General features: G+C 67.5%; 20 protein-coding genes. 4 read left to right on the forward strand and 16 right to left on the reverse strand.

The window, feature by feature from the left end; translation table 11 throughout:
- From ACKVEX_RS01345 to ACKVEX_RS01370, 6 genes are all read right to left on the reverse strand, one after another.
- Window positions 1-1,341, reverse strand: a complete 1,341-nt coding sequence (locus tag ACKVEX_RS01345; RefSeq protein WP_473213877.1) for an NAD(P)H-dependent oxidoreductase — start codon at window positions 1,339-1,341, stop codon at window positions 1-3.
- A complete protein-coding gene (locus ACKVEX_RS01350; protein ID WP_473213878.1) occupies window positions 1,338-2,381 on the reverse strand; it encodes an ABC transporter ATP-binding protein in 1,044 nt (347 codons plus the stop codon). Before ACKVEX_RS01350 ends, ACKVEX_RS01345 begins: the two co-directional genes overlap by 4 nt.
- On the reverse strand, window positions 2,378-3,451 hold the full coding sequence (locus ACKVEX_RS01355; RefSeq protein WP_473213879.1) for an ABC transporter ATP-binding protein: 1,074 nt from the start codon (window positions 3,449-3,451) through the stop codon (window positions 2,378-2,380). The genes ACKVEX_RS01350 and ACKVEX_RS01355 overlap by 4 nt, the downstream gene beginning before the upstream one ends.
- Window positions 3,451-4,389 carry an ABC transporter permease gene (locus ACKVEX_RS01360; protein ID WP_473213880.1) on the reverse strand — a complete coding sequence of 313 codons (939 nt, stop codon included), beginning with the start codon at window positions 4,387-4,389 and terminating at the stop codon, window positions 3,451-3,453. Before ACKVEX_RS01360 ends, ACKVEX_RS01355 begins: the two co-directional genes overlap by 1 nt.
- Before the next feature lie 20 nt (window positions 4,390-4,409).
- Window positions 4,410-5,393: an ABC transporter permease gene (locus ACKVEX_RS01365; protein WP_473213881.1), complete on the reverse strand. Its 984-nt coding sequence runs from the start codon at window positions 5,391-5,393 to the stop codon at window positions 4,410-4,412.
- Between the two features lie 68 nt (window positions 5,394-5,461).
- Window positions 5,462-7,051, reverse strand: a complete 1,590-nt coding sequence (locus ACKVEX_RS01370) for an ABC transporter substrate-binding protein (RefSeq protein ID WP_473213882.1) — start codon at window positions 7,049-7,051, stop codon at window positions 5,462-5,464.
- A gap of 261 nt (window positions 7,052-7,312) precedes the next feature.
- On the opposite strand from ACKVEX_RS01370, the gene ACKVEX_RS01375 reads away from it, so the two are divergent.
- Entirely contained in the window at window positions 7,313-7,891 is a 579-nt protein-coding gene (locus tag ACKVEX_RS01375; RefSeq protein ID WP_473213883.1) for a DNA-3-methyladenine glycosylase I, read from the forward strand.
- Window positions 7,888-8,502: an acyl carrier protein phosphodiesterase gene (locus ACKVEX_RS01380; protein WP_473213884.1), complete on the forward strand. Its 615-nt coding sequence runs from the start codon at window positions 7,888-7,890 to the stop codon at window positions 8,500-8,502. Before ACKVEX_RS01375 ends, ACKVEX_RS01380 begins: the two co-directional genes overlap by 4 nt.
- Here ACKVEX_RS01380 and ACKVEX_RS01385 read toward each other — a convergent pair.
- Window positions 8,468-8,827, reverse strand: coding sequence for a hypothetical protein (locus tag ACKVEX_RS01385; protein ID WP_473213885.1), 360 nt, complete (start codon window positions 8,825-8,827; stop codon window positions 8,468-8,470). The genes ACKVEX_RS01380 and ACKVEX_RS01385 overlap by 35 nt on opposite strands.
- 261 nt (window positions 8,828-9,088) lie before the next feature.
- Here ACKVEX_RS01385 and ACKVEX_RS01390 point away from each other — a divergent pair, with 261 nt between their 5' ends.
- Entirely contained in the window at window positions 9,089-9,415 is a 327-nt protein-coding gene (locus ACKVEX_RS01390; RefSeq protein WP_473213886.1) for a hypothetical protein, read from the forward strand.
- 78 nt (window positions 9,416-9,493) lie between these two features.
- Here the strand turns inward: ACKVEX_RS01390 and ACKVEX_RS01395 are convergent, their stop codons facing one another.
- The 9 genes from ACKVEX_RS01395 to ACKVEX_RS01435 form a co-directional block, all read right to left on the reverse strand.
- On the reverse strand, window positions 9,494-10,801 hold the full coding sequence (locus tag ACKVEX_RS01395) for a hydroxyacid-oxoacid transhydrogenase (protein ID WP_473213887.1): 1,308 nt from the start codon (window positions 10,799-10,801) through the stop codon (window positions 9,494-9,496).
- A gap of 196 nt (window positions 10,802-10,997) precedes the next feature.
- On the reverse strand, window positions 10,998-12,821 hold the full coding sequence (locus ACKVEX_RS01400) for a hydrogenase maturation protein (RefSeq protein WP_473213888.1): 1,824 nt from the start codon (window positions 12,819-12,821) through the stop codon (window positions 10,998-11,000).
- A 16-nt stretch (window positions 12,822-12,837) separates the two neighbouring features.
- Window positions 12,838-13,884 carry a hydrogenase expression/formation protein HypE gene (hypE, locus tag ACKVEX_RS01405; RefSeq protein WP_473213889.1) on the reverse strand — a complete coding sequence of 349 codons (1,047 nt, stop codon included), beginning with the start codon at window positions 13,882-13,884 and terminating at the stop codon, window positions 12,838-12,840.
- Entirely contained in the window at window positions 13,881-15,035 is a 1,155-nt protein-coding gene (gene hypD / locus ACKVEX_RS01410) for a hydrogenase formation protein HypD (protein ID WP_473213890.1), read from the reverse strand. Before hypD ends, hypE begins: the two co-directional genes overlap by 4 nt.
- Window positions 15,032-15,271, reverse strand: coding sequence for a HypC/HybG/HupF family hydrogenase formation chaperone (locus tag ACKVEX_RS01415; RefSeq protein WP_473213891.1), 240 nt, complete (start codon window positions 15,269-15,271; stop codon window positions 15,032-15,034). Before ACKVEX_RS01415 ends, hypD begins: the two co-directional genes overlap by 4 nt.
- A gap of 3 nt (window positions 15,272-15,274) precedes the next feature.
- The gene (locus tag ACKVEX_RS01420) at window positions 15,275-16,363 is read right to left on the reverse strand and encodes a Kae1-like domain-containing protein (RefSeq protein ID WP_473213892.1); all 1,089 of its coding nucleotides are present in this window, start codon (window positions 16,361-16,363) and stop codon (window positions 15,275-15,277) included.
- A gap of 17 nt (window positions 16,364-16,380) precedes the next feature.
- Window positions 16,381-17,277 (reverse strand): hydrogenase nickel incorporation protein HypB, encoded by an 897-nt coding sequence (gene hypB, locus ACKVEX_RS01425; RefSeq protein WP_473213893.1) that lies wholly within the window; start codon window positions 17,275-17,277, stop codon window positions 16,381-16,383.
- Between the two features lie 6 nt (window positions 17,278-17,283).
- Window positions 17,284-17,625, reverse strand: a complete 342-nt coding sequence (gene hypA, locus ACKVEX_RS01430; protein WP_473213894.1) for a hydrogenase maturation nickel metallochaperone HypA — start codon at window positions 17,623-17,625, stop codon at window positions 17,284-17,286.
- Between the two features lie 31 nt (window positions 17,626-17,656).
- On the reverse strand, window positions 17,657-18,277 hold the full coding sequence (locus ACKVEX_RS01435) for a DUF502 domain-containing protein (protein WP_473213895.1): 621 nt from the start codon (window positions 18,275-18,277) through the stop codon (window positions 17,657-17,659).
- Between the two features lie 183 nt (window positions 18,278-18,460).
- Here ACKVEX_RS01435 and ACKVEX_RS01440 point away from each other — a divergent pair, with 183 nt between their 5' ends.
- Window positions 18,461-19,381, forward strand: coding sequence for a YihY/virulence factor BrkB family protein (locus ACKVEX_RS01440; RefSeq protein WP_473213896.1), 921 nt, complete (start codon window positions 18,461-18,463; stop codon window positions 19,379-19,381).
- Window position 19,382: the final 1 nt, after the last annotated feature.

A 19,382-nucleotide genomic window follows, 5' to 3' on the forward strand; every position in this document is an offset into this window, starting at 1 on the left:
TCAGTGGCCGAAGGTCTGTTCCATCTCGCGACGGATTCTATAGGCGTCGGTGCCGGTGTCGATCGCGACGTCGTCCCAGCTCACGCACTGTCCTCTTGCGACCGGCCGGACGAGCTTCACATCGTGGGCGAGACCGAGCGGCAGGCCGCCGATCGCGACCGACTTCTGCGCCGGCAGCAGTTTGCCCCAGACGGTGTAGCCACCTTCTCCGTCCAGCCGCTCGCCGACCGCCAGATCCCGCTTCGCGGTCGCGACCACGTCCGCCTGCCAGCACTGAGCCACGCCGGTCGCCTCGCGCCGCAGCGCGACACTCGCGACCGACAGGCCGACTTCGAGGCCGATCAGGTGCCAGCGCTTGTACAGCGTGAAGTAGCGGCCGCTCGGGTCGGTGTGCGCGTTGTACTCCTCGAAGCAGTTACGGATGTACTCGGATTCGCCTTCGACGGTGACCCACACGCCCATGCGAATGTCGTAGGGGATGGCGCGGCCGTCCTTTTCCAGTGACGACACCACCTCGACCATGCCCTTGCGCTCGAGCTGTCCGCCTTCGGCGATCGGACGGGTCACGAACGGGATGTCGGCGATGCTGGCCGGCGGGTACTGCAGGCCGTTCGACGGGACGAAGAGACCGGTCGCGTTCGCGACCGCGGTCGATTCGATCGCGGGTTTGGAGCCGTCGAGGAAGCTGTTGAACATCTTCGGGTTCAGGCCGCCGCGCGCCGCCTGCTCGGGGGTCAGGCCGTAGTAGCCCCACACGGTTTCGGGCGTCGATTCGCAGAAGTGCGGCAGCCATTTGTGCCCGCGCCCGGCCGCGACCACCGGAAAGCCGCAGGTGCGCGCCCAGTCGACCAGGTCGCAGATCATCGCGGGCTGGTCGCCGAACGCCAGCGAATACACGACCCCGGCTTCCTCGGCCCGGCGGGCGAGCAGCGGCCCGCAGAACGCGTCTGCCTCGACCGTGACGTTGACGACGTGCTTGCCCTGGGCGAACGAGGCCAGGCAGTGCTCGACCGCCGCGATCGGGTGACCAGTGCATTCGACCACGATGTCGATTGCCGGGTGGCGCACCAGCGCCTTCCAGTCGTCGCCGACATGGGTGGTGCCCGTGCGGAGCGCATCGTCCAGCGACGTCGCCGCACTGCGTTCGGCATTCCAGCCGACCCGCGCCAGGTTGGTTCGCGCGTTGTCCGGTGACAGGTCGGCGATGCCGACCAGGTGCACGCCGGGGGTGCGCGGCACCTGTGACAGATACATCGCGCCGAACTTGCCGGCCCCGATCAGGCCGATCCGGATCGGCTTGCGGTCGGCTGCGCGTGCGAGCAGTTGGGTGTAGAGACTCATCGGGTTTCGGGCTCCATGCGGTTCTCCTCGATAGCATGACAGGCTGCGAGGTGGCCGGGTGCGATCGGCACCAGTGCGGGCGATTCGCGCCGGCAGCGCTCGTTGGCCAGCGGGCAGCGTGGATGAAAGGTACAGCCGGGCGGCGGAGTGATCGGGTTGGGGACCTCGCCGCGTACGGTTTCCTTGCGCGTGTGGCTCATCGTGATGTCCGGGATCGTCGCGAGCAGCATGCGGGTGTAGGGGTGCTGCGCATTCCCGAACAATGTACGGCTGCCGGCGACCTCGACCAGGCGTCCGAGGTACATCACGCCGACCCGGTCGGCCATGTGGCGCACCACCGCGAGATCATGGCTGATGAACAGGTAGGTCAGGCCGAGTTCGTCCTGCAGGTCCCGCATCAGGTTCAGGATCTGTGCCTGCACCGACACGTCCAATGCGGAGGTCGGCTCGTCGCAGACCAGGAACTCCGGGTTGTTCGCCAGCGCCCGCGCGATGCAGATCCGCTGGCGCTGTCCGCCGGAGAACTCGTGCGGGAACCTGCGACCGTCCGCCGGCGACAGGCCGACCTGGGTCAGCAGTTCGGCCACCCGGGCATGGACCGCGTGCTCATCCTTCATCAGCCCGAATACGCGGATCGGTTCGGCGATGATGCGGTCCACCCGCCAGCGCGGATTCAGGCTCGCGAACGGATCCTGGAAGATCATCTGGAAGCGGCGCCGCAGCTTCTGCCGCTCGCTGCCCGCCGTGATCAATGCGACATCGGTGCCGTCGAACACGATCCGCCCGTCGGTGGTTTCGTACAGGCCGACGATCAGCCGAGCGACAGTGGATTTACCGCAGCCCGACTCGCCGACCAACGCGAAGGTCTCGCCGCGGTCGATCGTGAAGCTCACGCCGTCCACCGCCTTCAGCCAGCGACGTGGCTCGCGCTCGATGAGCCGGTTCAGAAAGGGCCTGGACACGTCGAACAGACATCGCAGATCCTCGACCCGAAGCAGCGGAATCGAGGGCGTCGCCGGGGCATGCAGCGCATCGGTCATCGACGGATCTCCGGGTCGGCCGTGGATCCGGCGCCATCGCCCCAGGCGTACAGCCAGCACGCCGCACGCGTCTGGTGGGCCGGCAGCAGGTCGGGCCGTTCGCTGCGGCAGCGCGCGAAGACCTGCGGACAGCGCGGATTGAACGCGCAGCCGGGCGGAATCTCGGTCAGGCGCGGCATCGCGCCGTCGATCTGCACCAGTCGCTCGACATCGGCGCCGAGCACCGGGATGGATCCCATCAGCCCGCGCGTGTAGGGATGCTGCGGCTGCTGCACCACCGCCCGGACCGGGCCGATCTCGGCGAGCCGGCCGGCATACATCACCGCGACCCGGTCGGCGGTCTCGGCGATGACGCCCATGTCGTGCGTGACCAGCATGACCGCGGTGTGATGCTCGCGGCACAGCCTCTTCAGCAGTGCGATGATCTGGGCCTGCACCGACACATCGAGGGCGGTGGTCGGCTCGTCCGCGATGATCAGTTCCGGTTCGGCGCACAACGCCAGTGCGATCACGACCCGTTGCCGCATCCCGCCCGAGAACTGGTGCGGGTAATGGTCGATGCGCTGAGCCGGCGCCGGGATGCCGACTTCGTCCAGCAGTTCGATCGCACGCTTGCGCGCCGCCTTCTCGCCGATGTCGCGGTGGGTCAGGATGGTCTCGACGATCTGGCGACCCACTGTATAGAGGGGATTCAGACTGGTCAGCGGATCCTGGAAGATCATCGCGATCCTGCGCCCTCGGATCCTGCGCATGCTGGCTGCGGGCAGCGCGTGGATCGGCGCGCCATGCAGCAGGATCTCGCCCGCGGCGATGCGCCCCGGGGGTTCGAGCAGTCCGATGATCGCCGCGCCGGTCAGCGATTTTCCGGCGCCCGATTCGCCGACCACGCCGAGCACCTCACCCCTCGCGATGTCGAAGGACACGTCGTCGATCGCCACCAACGTGCCGCGGCGGTGCGGAAACTCGATCCGCAGATTGCGCACCGACAGCAACGGGGTTGGAGCAGCGGACTGCGTGATCGCCACGGCGGCTCTGTCGGCGTTCGTCGACGTGTCGATCGTGGAGGGCATCAGCGCAACCTCGGGTTCAGCGCGTCGCGCAGCCAGTCGCCGAGCAGATTCACCGACAGCGCCAGGATCAGCAGCGTCGCGCCCGGAAAGAACACGATCCACCATTCGCCGGAGAACAGGAAGTCCTGACCGACGCGGATCAGCGTGCCCAGGCTGGGCTGGGTCGGTGGTACACCGACGCCCAGAAAGGACAATGTCGACTCCAGAATGATCGCCAGCGCGAGACCGATGGTCGCGATCACCAGCACCGGCCCCATCACGTTGGGCAGGATGTGGCGCAGCAGGATCAGCGGCGCCGGCACCCCGATCACGCGTGCCGCCTGCACGTATTCCTTGTTCTTCTCGGCCATCGTCGAACTGCGCACCGTGCGCGCGTACTGCACCCAGTCGGACAGGCCGATCGCGACGATCAGCACGTAGATCGCGATCCGGTCCTGCATCGCTGGCGGCACGACACCCTTGAACACGCCGAAGATCAGCAGCGCGATCAGGATCGCCGGAAACGACAGCTGCACGTCGGCCACCCGCATGATCAGCGCGTCCACCCAGCCGCCGAGGTAGCCGGACATCAGCCCCAGCGTGATGCCCAGCACCGCCGCGAAGCCGACCGCGGCGAAACCGACCAGCAGCGACACGCGCGAGCCGTACAGGATCGCCGAGAAGATGTCGCGACCCTGTGCGTCGGTGCCCAGCCAATAGACGCTGCCGGTGAATTCGTTGGGCTGCATCGGCGGCGTGAAGCCCTCCATCAGGTTCAGCGTGGCCGGATCGAACGGATTGTGCGGCGAGATCACCGGCGCGAGCAGCGCGGCGCTGATGAAGACCACCGTGATCAGCGCCGAGATCACCGTGACCGGCGAACCAATGAAGCTGTGAAAGATGTCGCTGTCGAGCATGCGCGCGAGCAGCGAATCGGACCGGGCGGCGATGTGGTTCATGTCGGTCGTGGCCCCTTCGTTCAGTGTCCGCGTCCACTGCGCTGCACGCGCAGCCGCGGGTCGACCGCGAAGTAGAGCAGATCGACGATCAGGTTGATGACGACGAAGATCAGCGCGATCAGGACCAGGTACGCGGCCATCACCGGGATGTCGACGAACTGCACGGCGGTGATGAACAACAGGCCGACGCCGGGCCACTGGAACACCGTTTCGGTAATGATCGCGAACGCGATGATCGAGCCGATCTGCAGGCCGGCGATCGTGATCACCGGCAGCAGCGTGTTCTTCAGCGCATGCCCGAAGTGTACCGCACGGTCGCTGAGGCCGCGCGCGCGCGCGAACTTGATGTAGTCGGTGCGCAGCACCTCGAGCATCTCGGCGCGCACCAGGCGCATGATCAGCGTCAGCTGGTAGAGTCCGAGCGTGATCGCCGGCATGATCAGCGACTTCAGCCCGGACTCGGTCAGCAGCCCGGTGGTCCACCACCCCAGGCGCACCGTCTCGCCACGACCGAAGGCCGGCAACACCTGCAGTTCCACCGCGAACAGATAGATCAGCAGGATGCCGATCAGGAAGGTCGGCAGCGACACACCGATCAGCGACAGCGACATGATCGTGTGGCTCAGCCAGCCGTCGCGCCGCAAGGCGGTATAGACGCCGAGCGCGATGCCGAACACCAGCGCCCCGACGCCCGAGATGATCGCGAGCTCCAGCGTCGCCGGCAGACGCTCCATGATCACGTCGGTCACCGGACGCGCCATGCGGTAGGAGATACCGAACTCGCCGCGCAGCGCATTGCCGACGAAGCGCGCGAACTGCAGCGGCGCCGGGTCGTTCAGACCGAGCGCATCGCGCAGCTGCTCGCGTTCGGCAGTGGTCGCTTCCTGGCCGACCATGTTCTGGATCGGGTCGCCGATATAGCGAAACAGGCCGAAGGAAACCAGCGCGACCGTCAGCATGACCAGCACGGACTGCAGCAGGCGGCGGATGATGAATGCGAGCATGAATGTTCGGTACGGGCGAGCACGCGGGGCGATACCGGTGTATCGCCCCGCCTCGGGTCCTCAGGCGCTTACTTGTTGTACTTCAGCAGCTTGAAGTAGGGGTAGTTCTCGGACTGTACCGGGAAGTCGATGTTGTCCTTCATCGCCCAGTTCAGCATCTGATGGTGGATAGGCAGATACACGATGTCGTCCTGCACCATGCTCCACACCTGCGCGACCATCGCGTCGCGCTTGCCCGGGTCGATCTCGCGTGTCATCGCGTCGATCAGCGCGTCGGCTTCCGGGTTGGAGTAACCGGTATGGTTCCAGGAACCGCCCTTGTCCGAGCGCGTCTCGAACAAGTAATGGAACACGTAGTGCGAATCCATCGTCGGCACGCCCCAGCCGAGCATGTAGAAGTCCAGCTCGCCGCGCTGCAACTCGGCGAAATGGATGCTGCGCGAGCGCGCGTCGAGTCGGGCACGCACGCCGATCTGGCCGAACATGCCGGTCACAGCCTGGCAGATCGCTTCGTCGTTGATATAGCGGTCGTTCGGGCAGGCCAGCCCCACCGTGAAGCCGTTCGGGTAACCGGCCTCGGCGAGCAAGGCCTTGGCGCGCTCGATGTCCACCGCGGGCACGACGTCGATCGCGGCACTGTAGCCGTCGACGAACGGCGCCATCACGATGCCGGCCGGCACCGACTGGCTGCGCATCACGACGCGCTGGATCGCTTCGCGATTGATCGCGATGTTCAGCGCCTCGCGCACCCGCTCGTCGGCGAACGGGTTCTTGCCCTTCACGTCCGAGGTGCGCAGTTCCGGCAGCGCCATCTGCATGCCCAGGAAGATGGTGCGGTTCTCGGGGGCCGACCGCACCACCAGGCCGGGGGCCTTGTTCAGGCGCTCCAGATCCTGCACCGGCGGATCGAGCAGGAAGTCGATCTCGCCCGACAGCAGCGCCGCCGCGCGGGTCGCGGCGGAGCGGATCGGGGTATGGATGATGCGGGTCACCTCCATCGGAAACTGGTCGCGGCCCCAGTAGTCATCGTTGCGCACCAGTTCGGTACGCACGTCCGGTTCGCGGTTGACCAGTTTGAAGGGGCCGGTGCCGTTGGCGTTGCGCACGGCGAAGGTTTCCTCGCCCGCCTTGAAGTTCTGCGGCACGGTCACGTTGTTGGCCTCGGACCATTCCCGATCCATCATGAACAGGTTGGTGAGGTTGTTCGGCAGCAGCGGGTTGGGGCCGTCGGTGCGCATCCGGACCGTGTAGTCGTCCACCTTGGTGACGTCCACCACGGTCGTCAGCAGGCCTTTCATGTCGGCATTTTCGTGCTTGGCCCGCATGATCGAGAACACCACGTCGTCGGCGGTGAAGGGGTTGCCGTTGTGGTACTCGACCCCTTCGCGCAGCTTGAACTCCCAAACCGACGGATCCTCGTCGGTGATCCGCCACGATAGCGCCAGGCGCGGCTGTAGCTTCATGTCCTGGTCGCGGAACACCAGCGAGTCATAGACCTGATGGCTCAGAACATGGGTCGGCCCCTCGTTCTGCGCATGGGGGTCCATCGTCAGCGAGTCGCCTGCGCTCGACCAGCGCAGGGTTTCCGCGCCTGCGATGCCGGCCAACAGCGTGGAAGAAGCAATGGCCAGTGCGATGGCCCGTTTCGACATCTTCATGTGTTCGGCTCCGTGAAGGGCGCGCGGCCAGGCGGGCCGCGGCGGGTTAGAGGTCGAGCACCGCGTTGCGCGACGTATGTTCTACATTTAATGGGCGTGACCGGGAAAACTCAAGCGTGGGTTTTCCCGTATATTGGCCGGAAAAGGGCTTGCGATCGTCATGATGGGCGACGCGTGGCCGGCCCGGCATGGGCGGTATCGGGTCCCCGCCCACGATGCTCGAGACAGTCGTTCACCGGAACCGAGGAGGTGTGCAGCGCGATGAGGACACGATGTGGCTGGGTCGGGACCGACCCGCTCTACCTCGACTACCACGACCGCGAGTGGGGCGTGCCGGTGCACGATCCGCGGCTGCTGTTCGAGTTCCTGGTGCTCGAGGGCGCACAGGCGGGACTGTCGTGGCTGACGGTGCTGAAGAAGCGCGCGCACTACCGAGTGGTGTTCGACGGGTTCGACCCCGCGCGGATCGCCGCGTGGGACGACGCGAAGAAGGCGGCGCTGCTGGCCGACGCGGGCATCATCCGCAACCGGGCCAAGATCGATGCGGCGATCATCAATGCGCGCGCATGGCTCGCGCTGCAGCACGAAGGGCAGGACCCGGTCGAATGGTTGTGGGCCTTCGTCGACGGGGCACCCCGTCAGAACCTCTGGTCTGCTCTGGCCGACGTGCCGGTGACCACTCCCGAGTCGGACGCGATGAGCCGGGCCTTGCGCGCGCGCGGTTTCAAGTTCGTCGGCAGCACCATCTGCTATGCGTTCATGCAGGCGACCGGCATGGTGAACGACCATACGCGGGACTGCTTCCGCCATGCCGAAGTGCGCAGGCTCGACGGCGCATGAACTTTCTCGCGCACGCGTTGCTCGCCGGCGACGATCCCGCGGATCAACTCGGCGGCCTGATCGGCGACTTCGTGAAGGGGCCGCTGCCCGCCGGTCTGCCGCCGGATGTCGCGGCCGGCGTGCGTCTGCATCGGCTGATCGACGTCTTTGCCGACACGCATCCGGCGTTCCGGCGCAGCCGTGCACGCGTGTCTCCGACGCGCCGGCGTGTGTCCGGGATCATGGTCGACATGTTCTACGACCACTTTCTGGCGCGGCACTGGGCGGACTTTCACGACGACCCTCTCGAGGCGTTCTCGGCGCGCATGTACGCGCTGATGGCCGAGCACGATCACCTGCTGCCGCATCGACTGGCGCACCAGCTGCCGCGCATGCGCGAGGGCGACTGGCTGGTCTCATACCGATCGGCACGGACGATCGAACTCGCGCTCGACCGCATGGCCTTGCGCTTGCGGCAACCGGCCGCGCTAAAGGGCGCCGGGGTCGAACTCGGACTCCATTATGCGGCGCTGGAAGCGGACTTCCGCGTCTTCATGCGCGACGCGATCGACCATGCACGCAACTGCCGGACCGTGCTCAGCGAATCGGAATCACGACCGGCGGAAAGCTGATCACGATTCCCGGACTCCGATACCGGTGATGCACCACCGGGGGCGCATGACGCGCTGACCCGAAGCGGGGCGACGCATGTCGCGGCGGCGCATGGTGGTAATGGTGAATCTCTCGAACGACGGTGTGCCGGGACGGGCGCTGCTGGTAATGCCTCTGATGCTTCTGCTGTTTCTGATGCCCCCACGCGCGGCCCGACGGTGAGCGGAAGTCCCGATGGACGCTGCGCGATTCGAAACGGTCTTGACGCGCCTCGACCGGTTGTGCGGTGACGAGCAAAGAGCCGGCGAACAGCGCCATGCACAGACTGATGGCCAGGGATTTCATGTCGAACCTCCGTGCTGAACATTGATCGGCGGAACGGTGCGTCGTGGATCGCACACGCCGTTCCGATGCCGATACAACGGCTGGCCGGCGTCGGCGGTTGGCGCGAGGATGTAAGTGGATATTTGTAAGCAGCGTGCAGCGGCCGCCGCCGGGGGCCGTTACCTTCATCGCGATGCGGTGGGGTCGATCGGTTATTCTGTCGTCGACGCCGTGCGGCGCTCCGTTCAGCTGTCGCACCGGCGTCGGACATCGGGCCATGCCATGACTTCGCAACAGGACCGGATCGACGACACGGCGGTGCGAGACGAGACCATCGCGCGCCGGCATGCACGTGCGCCGGTGTTCGTCGTCGAGGATGGCCGAGCGGTGGTCCGCGCGGTCGAATCGGGGCGCCGAGCCCGGCTGGTCACGCAGGTCGTCGAAGGCCTGCGTGACGGAGAGGTCGTAATCACGCACCCGGGACAGGGTGACTGGCGGGGTGAGGGTCGTTGCCGAACTGCGCTGACGCGAGCGGGGAAACGACCGGATGTCGACCACAAGCGTTCTGATCTGTGTGCGTGCGACCGAGTTCGGCCCCACGGCACGTGACGCGCGGATGTCGTACGCGATCGACCGCGTCGATTGGGCAGTCGGCGCAGCCGCGCCTTTCAAACGAGGGCGGCGTGTCTACCAGTAGCGCATCGCGTGTCTGAACAGGTCGGCAAGGTGTTGCTCGCCGACCTCCTTGGGCGCGTTCCTGACCAGGCGCTGCTGGGCCCAGGCGCCGGCGGTGAGCGTGGCGATGTCGCCGTCGTGATAGCCGACCCCGCCTACGCCGTTCGGGATCGCGCACAGCTGCATCAGGTCGATCAGGCGGCGCGCGACGATCTCGCCGGCATCGTTCACGGCGGCGCCTTTCGTGTCGGCACCCAGCCAGCCGGCCGCTTCGAGATGCCGTTTGGGGCATGCATCCGCGGTGAAGCGGAACACCGCCGGCGCGTTGACGATCACCGACATGCCGTGCGGCACCATGGCATGATCGTCCGGATAGTCGGGCGCATGGAAGTCGCGCACGCCGCCGGCGACCGCGTAGGCCATGCCATGCGGCAGGTGCACGCCGGCGTTGCCGAAGGCGATGCCGGCCAGCGTCGCGGCCCACATCATGCCGTCGCGCGCCTCGCGATCGGCGGCGTCGTTCACCGCCCGCTCCAGGTAGCGGCCGGTGAGCTGCAGGGCCTTCTCGCAACCGAAGTCGCTCCACGGGTTCGCCCCCTGGCTCATCGGCCGCAGGCTCGGTCGCTCCGCGCGGGCGCGGCGGGTGTGCGGCAGCGCGGTGTAGCTCTCGAGCGCATGCGACAGCACGTCGAAGCCGGACGCGGCGACGACCGATCGGGGAAGCGTGTAGGTCGTGGTCGGATCGATCAGCGCCAGCGTCGGCCGGAGTCGCTTCGATACGATGCCGGTCTTCACGCCGCGCTCGACCCAGTCGAAGATCGCGATACCGGTGCATTCGGCGCCGGTGCCGCTGGTGGTCGGGCAGGCGATGTGCGGCTTCAGCGGACCCGGCACCGCACGTCCGTCGCCCAGTGGTGCGTTCACATAGGTCGCCAGCTCGGCCGGAAAGGATGCATAGAGGTTGGCCGCCTTGGCGGTGTCGATGACCGAACCGCCGCCGACCGACACATAGCCGTCGAAGTTGCCCTCGCTTGCGAAGCGGGTGGCGTCGACGAAGGATGCGTCAGTGGGTTCGACCCGCACCTCGTCATAGACCGCGACATCGACGCCTGCCGCGCGCAGCGAGGCCCTGACGACCTCGACGTGCTCGAGCGCGGCCAATCTTCTGTCCGTGAACAATGCCACCCGACGCAATCCGCGTTCGCGCGCATGATCGCCGGCCTCGGCGAGGCACCCCGGACCGAAGGTGATTGCGGAGATGTCGACCGAGAAGACGGCGTCGCCGCCTTCGGTCAGTGCGTAGTGGTGACAGCAGGCCATCGGGCGCTCCTGAGGGCCGGCCGGGGCCGGCTTGGTCGTGAGGGGTATCCCGATGATACGCCTGCTGTTAGGGCATGCACGCAGGCGGTCGCGGCAAGCTCGCAGACGTGTGATCAGGCCGCGCCGAGCAGGGCCAGTGCGGTACTCGCCATCGCGATTCCCTCGTCGTCGACCACGAGCAGCGTGGGCAGGCGTCTCATCCGCCCGTCCCGGCCGTGGCGCCTGACCAGCCGGGTTCGCGGTGGCGGGCGAGGTGGCGCGGCGTCCAGGAGTGCGGCGTCTTCATGACGAAATGATAGCGCGCGACATGATAGCTGGGGTCGAAGCCATAGAAGTTGCGTCGCATCGCGGCGAGCTCGTGTGTACGGTAGGCGGCAAGCGGTCTGTCTGCTTCGTCGGCGGCGCGTCGTGCGGCCTTGGCGGCAATACGCACGTCGAGGTCGTGCTCAAGGAGTGTCTCGACGCGGCCGTGCAGCCCGGCTTCGAAATCTTCGACCGTATCTCCGAACGTCGCGTCGACGAGGCCCCGCGCCGCGGCCAGGCGCGCGGTCAGCGGCAGGCGCTCGCGCATGATGCGCGCCGCCCCGTCCGCGCCGACCCGGCGCGGCAGCAGGTAGGTCCAGTATTCCGAGCCGTAGAGGTTGCCCATGTTCCTGTAGTGCGGGTTGAGCACCACGCCATCCCGCGCCCACACGATATCGCAGGCGAGTGCGAGAAAGCAGCCGCCCGCGCCGGCATTGCCGCGCAGCGCGGCCACCGTGAGACGATCGGTCGTCTCCAGCAGCGCGAGGCACAGGTCGTCCATCGCCTCGATGTTGCGCCAGGATTCGTCCGCGGGGGAGTCGGCTGATTCGATACGGCCGAGGTGGATGCCATTCGACCAGAAGTCGTGCCCACCAGTGAGCACAAGCACTTTCGTCGGTCGGCGGCGTGCGGCGCGCAATGCGCGGGTGAGTCGTGCGCATTCGACCGTGCCCATGGCGCCGTTGTAGAACTCGAAGGCGAGAAACCCGATTCGGCCGTCGGCCGATTCACGGTACGCGATGCCGCGGTAACGGAGGGTGGCGCTCGCAACTGCTGCGGTGTCGGCCGGATCGCAGCCACCGTCCGCCCGGGGGCGGTGGTCGAAGGGCTCGGCTGACTCGCTTTGTGAGGGGGCGGCGAACGGTTTGGGCAGGGCTGCCGCCTCGTCCGCGAAGGCCAGCGCCGCAGGCAGCTTGAAAGAGGGGATGTGGTCGGCGCGGCGCACGTGGCCGATCCACACGCTGGCGTCCCGAGTGGCGACGAGCAAGGCATCGTGGTGGCGGCCGACGACATCGCCAGGGGTGACATCGAGCACATGCGGACCGGGGTGCGCGTCGAACAGGTGGCATGGTCGCCCGAACAGCTTGTCGAGGACGCCCGGGAACCCGTCGGCCGCGCGTATTCGGGCGAGAATCTGTGCGGTCGACATGCCGGCCCAGTCGAGCGCGCGGTCGGCCTGCCTCATCGGCGCATGCGGGCGACCGCGCACCGTCGGATCGGCGTAGTCCTGCGCGCGTGGATGCCAGCGTCCGGCCCGCCACGCCGGGTAGCGGGCAAGGGCCTCGCGCACCGCAGTGACCGCCGCGGCGGTGACCTCGTTGCGATAGGTCCCAGCCTTCGTGGCCGTCGGACGCAGCGCAAACCCGGCGTGCGCCCACACCGGCCCGGCGTCCATCGCGGCCTCGGCCTGCAGTACCGTTACGCCCCACTCGGTGCAGCCGCGCTGAATCGCGTGGTCGAGTGCGGTCGGGCCGCGGTCACCGACGATGCCCGGATGCACGATCAGCGTCGGAACCCGGCGCCACACCGACTCCGGTACGGCGCGCTTAAGGAATGGCGCGAGCACCAGCTCGGGTGCGAACAGCGCCGCCGCTTCCTCGGTGACGCTGTCGGCGATGTCGAACTCGACCGATAGTTCGTGGCCGTCGGCGGCGAGCTCTGCATGCAGGCGCTGGGCCAGGCTGTTGAAGCTGTGCGTCAGCATCAGGATGCGCATCGTTCGGGCCGCTCGGTCAGCAGATGCGCGGCAGCGGCTCGCCGGACAGCCAGTCGAGCATGCGCTGGCCGCCAAAGGCGGTGCGCATCTGCACGAAATGCTGCGCATCGACCGTGACCTCGCCGATGAGCGCGGCCTCGCGGCCGAGCGGATGTGCCCGTAACGCGACCAGTGCGCGCTCGCCATGCTCCGGCGCGCAGATCGCCACCAGCTTGCCCTCGTTGGCGAGATACAAAGGGTCGAGGCCGAGCAGTTCGCAGGCGGCCGCGACCTGTGGATGAACCGGGATCGCGGACTCGACCAGTTGCATGCCGACTCCGGACTGGCGCGCGATCTCGTTGAGCGTGGTGGCCAACCCGCCGCGGGTCGGGTCACGCAGCACGCGCACGTCGGGTACCGCGGACAGCAGCGCGTCGATCAGTCCGTGCAGCGCGGCACTGTCCGAGACGATCGCCGATTCGAAGGCGAGCGACTCACGCTGCGCGAGAATGGCCATGCCGTGATCCCCCACGCTGCCGGACACCAGCACCACATCGCCGGGCCGGGCCAATGCGCCGCCCAGATTGCGCCCGGGCGGGAGTGCGCCCAGGCCGGTGGTCGAGATGAACACGCCGTCGCCCTTGCCCTGTTCGACCACCTTGGTGTCGCCGGTGACCACCGGTACGCCCGACGCGTGCGCCGCCTCGGCCATGGATTGAACGATACGGGCGAGATCCGCCAGCGGAAAACCCTCCTCCAGGATGAAGCTGGCCGCGAGATAGAGCGGGCGTGCGCCCATCACCGCGACGTCATTCAAGGTGCCATGCACCGAGAGACTGCCGATATCGCCCCCGGGAAAGAACAGCGGCGTCACGACGTGGGCGTCGGTGGCCATCACCAGGCGCTCGCCGGGCGCCGGCGCCGGCAGCACGGCACCGTCGTTACCCTGGCCCAGGTAGTCATTGGAAAACGCGCGCGCGAACAGTTCGTCGATCAGTTGTGCCGTGGCGCGGCCACCCGCGCCGTGGTTGAGATCGACCCGGCCGATGCGCAGGTCCAGTGGGCGGACATAGTGTGGTTTCATGCAGATCCGACCGCGACAGCGGGTACGGTCCGGTCGCGAAAGCGACCGTAGTTGAAATGCGCGGCGCAGGCACCTTCGGAGGACACCATGCACGAGCCCATCGGGTTTTCCGGCGTGCACACGGTCGCGAACAGCCGGCAGTCGGTCGGGCGCTTGACCCCACGCAGGATGGCGCCGCATTCGCAGGCCTTGTGATCCTGCACGGAGCGGTAGTCGAGACCGTACTTCGTCTCGGCGTCCCAGTCGGCAAAGGCCGCGCGGATGCGTAGCGCGGAATAGGGGACCGGGCCGAGGCCCCGCCATTCGAAGCTGCGGCGCAGTTCGAAGACTTCGGACACCAGGTTCTGCGCCTTGACGTTGCCGTCGCGGCCGACCGCACGGGTGAATTCGTTCTCGACCTCGGCGCGGTGTTCATTGACCTGGCGGATCAGCATGCGAATGGCCTGCATCACGTCCAGCGGTTCAAAGCCGGCGATGACCACCGGTTTGCGGTATTCCTCGGCGAAGAACTCATAGGGCCGGCTGCCGATGATGGTGGACACGTGCGCCGGCCCGATGAAGCCGTCGAGCGGTACGGTGCCCAGCTGCCGGACCTCCGGACTCTCCAGGATGGTCTGGATGGCCGATGGGGTCAGCACGTGGTTGCACATCACGCTGAAGTTGGCGAGACCGAGCGCGCGCGCCTGCTGCAGCGCCAGCGCGGTGGGCGGCGTGGTGGTCTCGAAGCCGATCGCGAAGAACACCACCTCGCGTTGCGGCTCGCGCCGAGCCAGCGCCAGTGCGTCGGCGGCCGAATACACCATGCGGATGTCGGCGCCGCGTGCCTTGGCCTTGAGCATCGACAGCCCGCCGGAGGCGGGCACGCGCAGGCAGTCGCCATAGGTCAGAATCGTGACCCCGTGCTCGAGCGCGAGCTCGATGGCGAGGTCGATGCGACCGATCGGCAGCACGCACACCGGGCAACCGGGGCCATGGATCATGCGCACGTTGGCCGGCAGCAGGTCGGTGACGCCGTAGCGCGAGATGGCGTGCGTATGGCCGCCGCAGAACTCCATGAAGGCGTAGTTGCGCGCGGGGTCGGCCTCGCGGCGGATGGCCGCGGCGAGGCCCCGGGCGATTTCGCCGTCACGGAACTCGTCGATGTATTTCACGCCCGTCCCTCTGCGTCGAGGAGGTCGCCGGCCTCGCGGAACAGCGCCAGCGTGGCTTCGGCCTCTTCGGGGTCGAGGCGCGACAGCGCGTAACCCACGTGCACGATCACGTAGTCGCCCCGTGCGATCCCGTCGACCAGCGCGAGCGATATCTGCTTGCGCACACCACCCAGATCGACGATGGCCTGGTCGTCGGAGGCGAGCTCCACGACACGAGCGGGAATGGCGAGGCACATCGATCATTCCTCCAGCAGGCGTTGGGCCACCCAGGCCTGGCCGGCGGCGATGCCGGCGTCGCCCGGGGGCAGGTGTCCGGGGAGCAGCACCGTCAGACCCCGGGCGGCGAGCCCTTGCGCGAGTGCGCTGCGCAGCAGCCGGTTGTGAAAACAGCCGCCGCCCAGCGCGACGGTGGGTGTGCCGCCGGTCTCGGCGGCGGCCGCGACCCAGTCGATCAGCGCGGCCGACATCGTCGCATGAAAGCGCGCCGCCCCGCGCGCCGGATCGCTTTCGTCGGCGAGCCGTGCCAGCAGTGGCAGCAGATCCAGCGTGCCGTCGGGCGCAATCCGCGCGGCGTCGGTTTCCGGCGCGACCCGGCCATGGGCGCGGGCGGCGCTTTCCAGCGCGATCGCGGCCTGGGCGCCGGTTTCGTTCAACTCGCACAGACCGAGCAGCGCCGCGGCGGCGTCGAAGTGGCGCCCGAGGCTGGTGGTGGGCGGTGACAGCGGCGCGCGCTCGATGATCTGTGCCAGTCCGGCCGCGGCAGCATGGTGGGCGAAGCGGGTGGCGATGTCGCTGCCGCGACCGACGAGATGCAGGACCGCGGCCGCCATGCGCCAGGGTTCGCGCGCGGCGCGGTCACCCCCGGGCAGCGGCAGGGGGCGCAGATGACTGCGGCGGATGCAGGTCGCGCCGGCGAGCTGCAGCAGTTCGCCCCCCCAGGCGCCGCCATCGGTGCCCAGGCCGACGCCATCGGCCGCCAGGCCGACCGCCGGTCCCGGATGGCGGTGCTCGGCCAGCACCGCGGCAAGATGTGCGTGATGGTGCTGCACCGCGATCGCGCGCAGGCCCAGCCGCCCGGCGAGCGCCAGCGCGCGACGGGTGGAATGGAAGTCCGGGTGAAGGTCGTGTGCGACCGCGCGCGGGGGTTCGCCGGGCAGCGCGAGCAGCGCATCCAGCGCGGCATCGAAACGCCGGCAGGCGTCTGCGTCGATCAGGTCGCCGGCGCCATGGGCCCTGTGCAGCTGGCCGTCGGCCACGCGCATCGGGGTGCTCTCGAACCAGGCGCCTGTCGCCAGCACCGGCGGTCCCGGCAGGGGGAAGGGCGCCATGGCCTGCATCGCCGACCTCACCGGTTCGCTGCGCACGCCACGCCCGCCCCGATCCAGTCCAGCCAGGCGTCGAAACCCTCGCCGCTGGTGGCCGAACACTGGATCACCTGCAATTTCGGATTCACCCGCCGCGCGTAGGCGATGGCGCGCTTCGAATCGAAAGTCAGGTGTGGCAGCAGGTCCACCTTGGACAGCAGCATCAGGTCGGCGGCGGCGAACATGTCCGGGTATTTGAGCGGTTTGTCCTCGCCCTCGGTCACCGACAGGATCACCACCTTGTGTGCCTCGCCGAGGTCGAACGCGGCCGGGCACACCAGATTGCCGACGTTCTCGATCAGCAGCAGGCCCCGCTCGGGCATCGGCAACCGGTCGAAGGCGCGGCCGACCATGTGGGCGTCGAGATGGCAACCCTTGCCGGTGTTGATCTGCAGTGCCGGTGCGCCGGTGGCGCGGATCCGCTCGGCGTCGAACTCGGTCTGCTGGTCGCCCTCGATGACCGCCATGGGCATGCGTCCGGCGAGGCGGCGGATGGTCTCGACCAGCAGCGTGGTCTTGCCCGAACCGGGGCTGGAGACGAGGTTCAGCGCGAATACCCTTGCGTCGGCCAGCCGTGCGCGGTTGGCGGCGGCATAGGCGTCGTTCTTGCCCAGGATGTCGCGCTCGATGCGCACCATCTCGGTCTGCGACAGTCCGGGGGCATGGGCGCGCGCCGGGCCGTGGCCAAAATGCAGCGGGTCGGGCGCATCGTCCGTGGCCGGTTCCGCTGTGGCTTCGGTCTGAGGCGCGGAGGCGGGCGCGGCCTGGCGCCATCCTTGTGCTTCCTGCCTCGGCGTGCGCCTGACAGGCGTGCGCATCGGCACCGACTGGCCATCGATCCTGAGTTCTCCGCCATCGCATCCACACACTGTACACATCGTTCTCTACTCCAGTTCGAGCGCCTTGACCCGCATTTCGGTGCCGCCGGTGGGTTGAACCTGATAGCTGCCGCACTGCGGGCAGGCGTCGTACAAGGCCGCCACTTCAACGGTGGCGCTGCATTGCATGCACCAGCCGAGGCCGGCCTCCGACTCGATCTCGACCCTGGCGTACTCCGCCACCGAGCCGCGCAACACCACGTCGAGGCAGAATCGTAGCGCGTCCACCTCGACCGCCGCGAGTTCGCCGATCTGGAGCACCACCGCTGCGATCCGGCGCCCGGGGTGCGCTTCGGCGGCGTCCTTCACGATGCTGCGAATGCCCTCGGCGAGCGACATCTCATGCATGTGAGATCTCCGTCAGATCGAGCGCTGCGGCTCAGAGGTGCGGCGAGGCGGGGTCGCTGCGCGGCGGGGCCGTGCCGGCGACTCCGGCGGTGAGGATGAAGCGCATCGCCTCGTCCATGCTCATGTCGATCGGGCGCAAGGCGCTGCGCGGCACCAGCAGCGCATAGCCGCCGATCATGTAGCTCATCGGCAGATAGACCAGCACCTGATCGTCGTCGCCCAGACCGGCCGGAAAGCGCGACGCATTGGCCTGTGTGACCAGACCGATCGCCTGCATGCCGGTGTCGCCGAGCGTGACCGATACCACCTGCTGGAAGTCCTTCTTCTTGATCGGCGAGAAATAGTCGAAGAAGTCGCGGATCGCCGGATACACCTGGCTTACCAGCGGCAGGCGAAGAAACAGCCTTTCGACATGCGAGAACAGATTCTGCACGACATAGCTGTGCATCAGCATGCCGACGAAGAACAGGATCACGATGCCGACCGCCACACCCAGCCCAGGCAGATAGATGCCGTCCGGGAGCACGCGGATCAGCTGCCCGCCGAGCAGCGCCTCGGTGGACACTGCGAGCCAGTAGATCAGATAGAGCGTCAGCGCGATCGGCAGGATCGTGATCAGCCCGGTGAGGATGTTCTTGGTGATGACGCCCATGGGTCGGTCCGGATGGAATGAGAATGTGGCCGTGACCGGCGGTCGGATTCCGATGCGGTCGCGAAGTCTTATCGGCCCCATTGTGCAACAGATCCGCAGCGTGGCGAACGTCGCCCCGGGGTGAGTGCGGCCGACCGAGGCGTTACACTGGCGGTTGAAATGGTGAGAAGGGGCTGATCGACTATGTGGCAGGCGCTGGTGTTCTGGTTTCGGATCCTCAAGTCTTCGGTGAAATTATGGCTGGACGGCAATGCTTTCGTGTTCGCGGCGGCGCTGGCCTTCTTCACGGTCTTCTCGGTTGCGCCGGTGGTCATCATCGCGGTCACCATCGTCGGGTTCTTTCTCGGAGAGGAGGCCGCGGCCGGCGAAATTGCGCTGCAGCTCGAGGAGACCATCGGTGTGGAGGCGGCCGAGGCGATTCAGACCGCGGTCGAGAGCAGCCAGATCGATCAGAGCGGACTGATGCCGACGATGATCGGAATCGCGGCGATGGTGTTCGGCGCCACCACGGTGTTCGCGCAGATGCAGCTGTCGCTGAACACGATCTGGGCGGTGGTGCCCAAGCCGTCGCGCAACAGCATCTTCATCTTCATCAAGAATCGGGTGCTGTCGCTGACCATCGTGCTCGTGATCGGCTTCGTGCTGCTGGTGTCGTTGCTGATGAGCGTGATGGTGCGCGCGGTGGTCGTGTTCGCCAGTGACTGGCTGGTGGTGCCCGGCTGGTTCATGGTGGGCCTGGATGTGACGGTGTCGCTTGCGGTGGCGACGCTGCTGTTCGCGACGATCTTCCGGGTGTTGCCCGATGTGGTGCTGAGCTGGCGGGACGTGCTGCCGGGCGCTTTCGTGACCGCAGTGCTGTTCTCGGTGGGACGGTCGCTGATCGCGTTCTATCTGGCCAATACCGCGCCCGCATCGACCTACGGTGCGGCCGGGTCGCTGGTGCTGCTGCTGCTGTGGGTCAATTACTCGTCGCTGATCCTGCTGTTCGGCGCGGCCTTCACACGGGCGCATCTCGAGGCGAGAGGCCTGCGGGTGTGTCCGCGCGTGACGGCGGTCTGCGTGCACCGCAAACTGATCGAGGATCCACCGCCATCGGCTGCGTGAT

This window comes from Denitraticella aggregata, from assembly GCF_048158365.1.
Classification (GTDB): Bacteria; Pseudomonadota; Gammaproteobacteria; order Burkholderiales; family Rhodocyclaceae; genus Azoarcus_F.

Bases quoted from the DNA above. Each gene is read 5' to 3' on its own strand.
- ACKVEX_RS01345 (WP_473213877.1), bottom strand. From the start codon at position 1,341: ATGAGTCTCTACACCCAACTGCTCGCACGCGCAGCCGACCGCAAGCCG.
- ACKVEX_RS01350 (WP_473213878.1), bottom strand. From the start codon at position 2,381: ATGACCGATGCGCTGCATGCCCCGGCGACGCCCTCGATTCCGCTGCTT.
- ACKVEX_RS01355 (WP_473213879.1), bottom strand. From the start codon at position 3,451: ATGCCCTCCACGATCGACACGTCGACGAACGCCGACAGAGCCGCCGTG.
- ACKVEX_RS01360 (WP_473213880.1), bottom strand. From the start codon at position 4,389: ATGAACCACATCGCCGCCCGGTCCGATTCGCTGCTCGCGCGCATGCTC.
- ACKVEX_RS01365 (WP_473213881.1), bottom strand. From the start codon at position 5,393: ATGCTCGCATTCATCATCCGCCGCCTGCTGCAGTCCGTGCTGGTCATG.
- ACKVEX_RS01370 (WP_473213882.1), bottom strand. From the start codon at position 7,051: ATGAAGATGTCGAAACGGGCCATCGCACTGGCCATTGCTTCTTCCACG.
- ACKVEX_RS01375 (WP_473213883.1), top strand. From the start codon at position 7,313: ATGAGGACACGATGTGGCTGGGTCGGGACCGACCCGCTCTACCTCGAC.
- ACKVEX_RS01380 (WP_473213884.1), top strand. From the start codon at position 7,888: ATGAACTTTCTCGCGCACGCGTTGCTCGCCGGCGACGATCCCGCGGAT.
- ACKVEX_RS01385 (WP_473213885.1), bottom strand. From the start codon at position 8,827: ATGAAATCCCTGGCCATCAGTCTGTGCATGGCGCTGTTCGCCGGCTCT.
- ACKVEX_RS01390 (WP_473213886.1), top strand. From the start codon at position 9,089: ATGACTTCGCAACAGGACCGGATCGACGACACGGCGGTGCGAGACGAG.
- ACKVEX_RS01395 (WP_473213887.1), bottom strand. From the start codon at position 10,801: ATGGCCTGCTGTCACCACTACGCACTGACCGAAGGCGGCGACGCCGTC.
- ACKVEX_RS01400 (WP_473213888.1), bottom strand. From the start codon at position 12,821: ATGCGCATCCTGATGCTGACGCACAGCTTCAACAGCCTGGCCCAGCGC.
- hypE (WP_473213889.1), bottom strand. From the start codon at position 13,884: ATGAAACCACACTATGTCCGCCCACTGGACCTGCGCATCGGCCGGGTC.
- ACKVEX_RS01415 (WP_473213891.1), bottom strand. From the start codon at position 15,271: ATGTGCCTCGCCATTCCCGCTCGTGTCGTGGAGCTCGCCTCCGACGAC.
- ACKVEX_RS01420 (WP_473213892.1), bottom strand. From the start codon at position 16,363: ATGGCGCCCTTCCCCCTGCCGGGACCGCCGGTGCTGGCGACAGGCGCC.
- hypB (WP_473213893.1), bottom strand. From the start codon at position 17,277: ATGTGTACAGTGTGTGGATGCGATGGCGGAGAACTCAGGATCGATGGC.
- hypA (WP_473213894.1), bottom strand. From the start codon at position 17,625: ATGCATGAGATGTCGCTCGCCGAGGGCATTCGCAGCATCGTGAAGGAC.
- ACKVEX_RS01435 (WP_473213895.1), bottom strand. From the start codon at position 18,277: ATGGGCGTCATCACCAAGAACATCCTCACCGGGCTGATCACGATCCTG.
- ACKVEX_RS01440 (WP_473213896.1), top strand. From the start codon at position 18,461: ATGTGGCAGGCGCTGGTGTTCTGGTTTCGGATCCTCAAGTCTTCGGTG.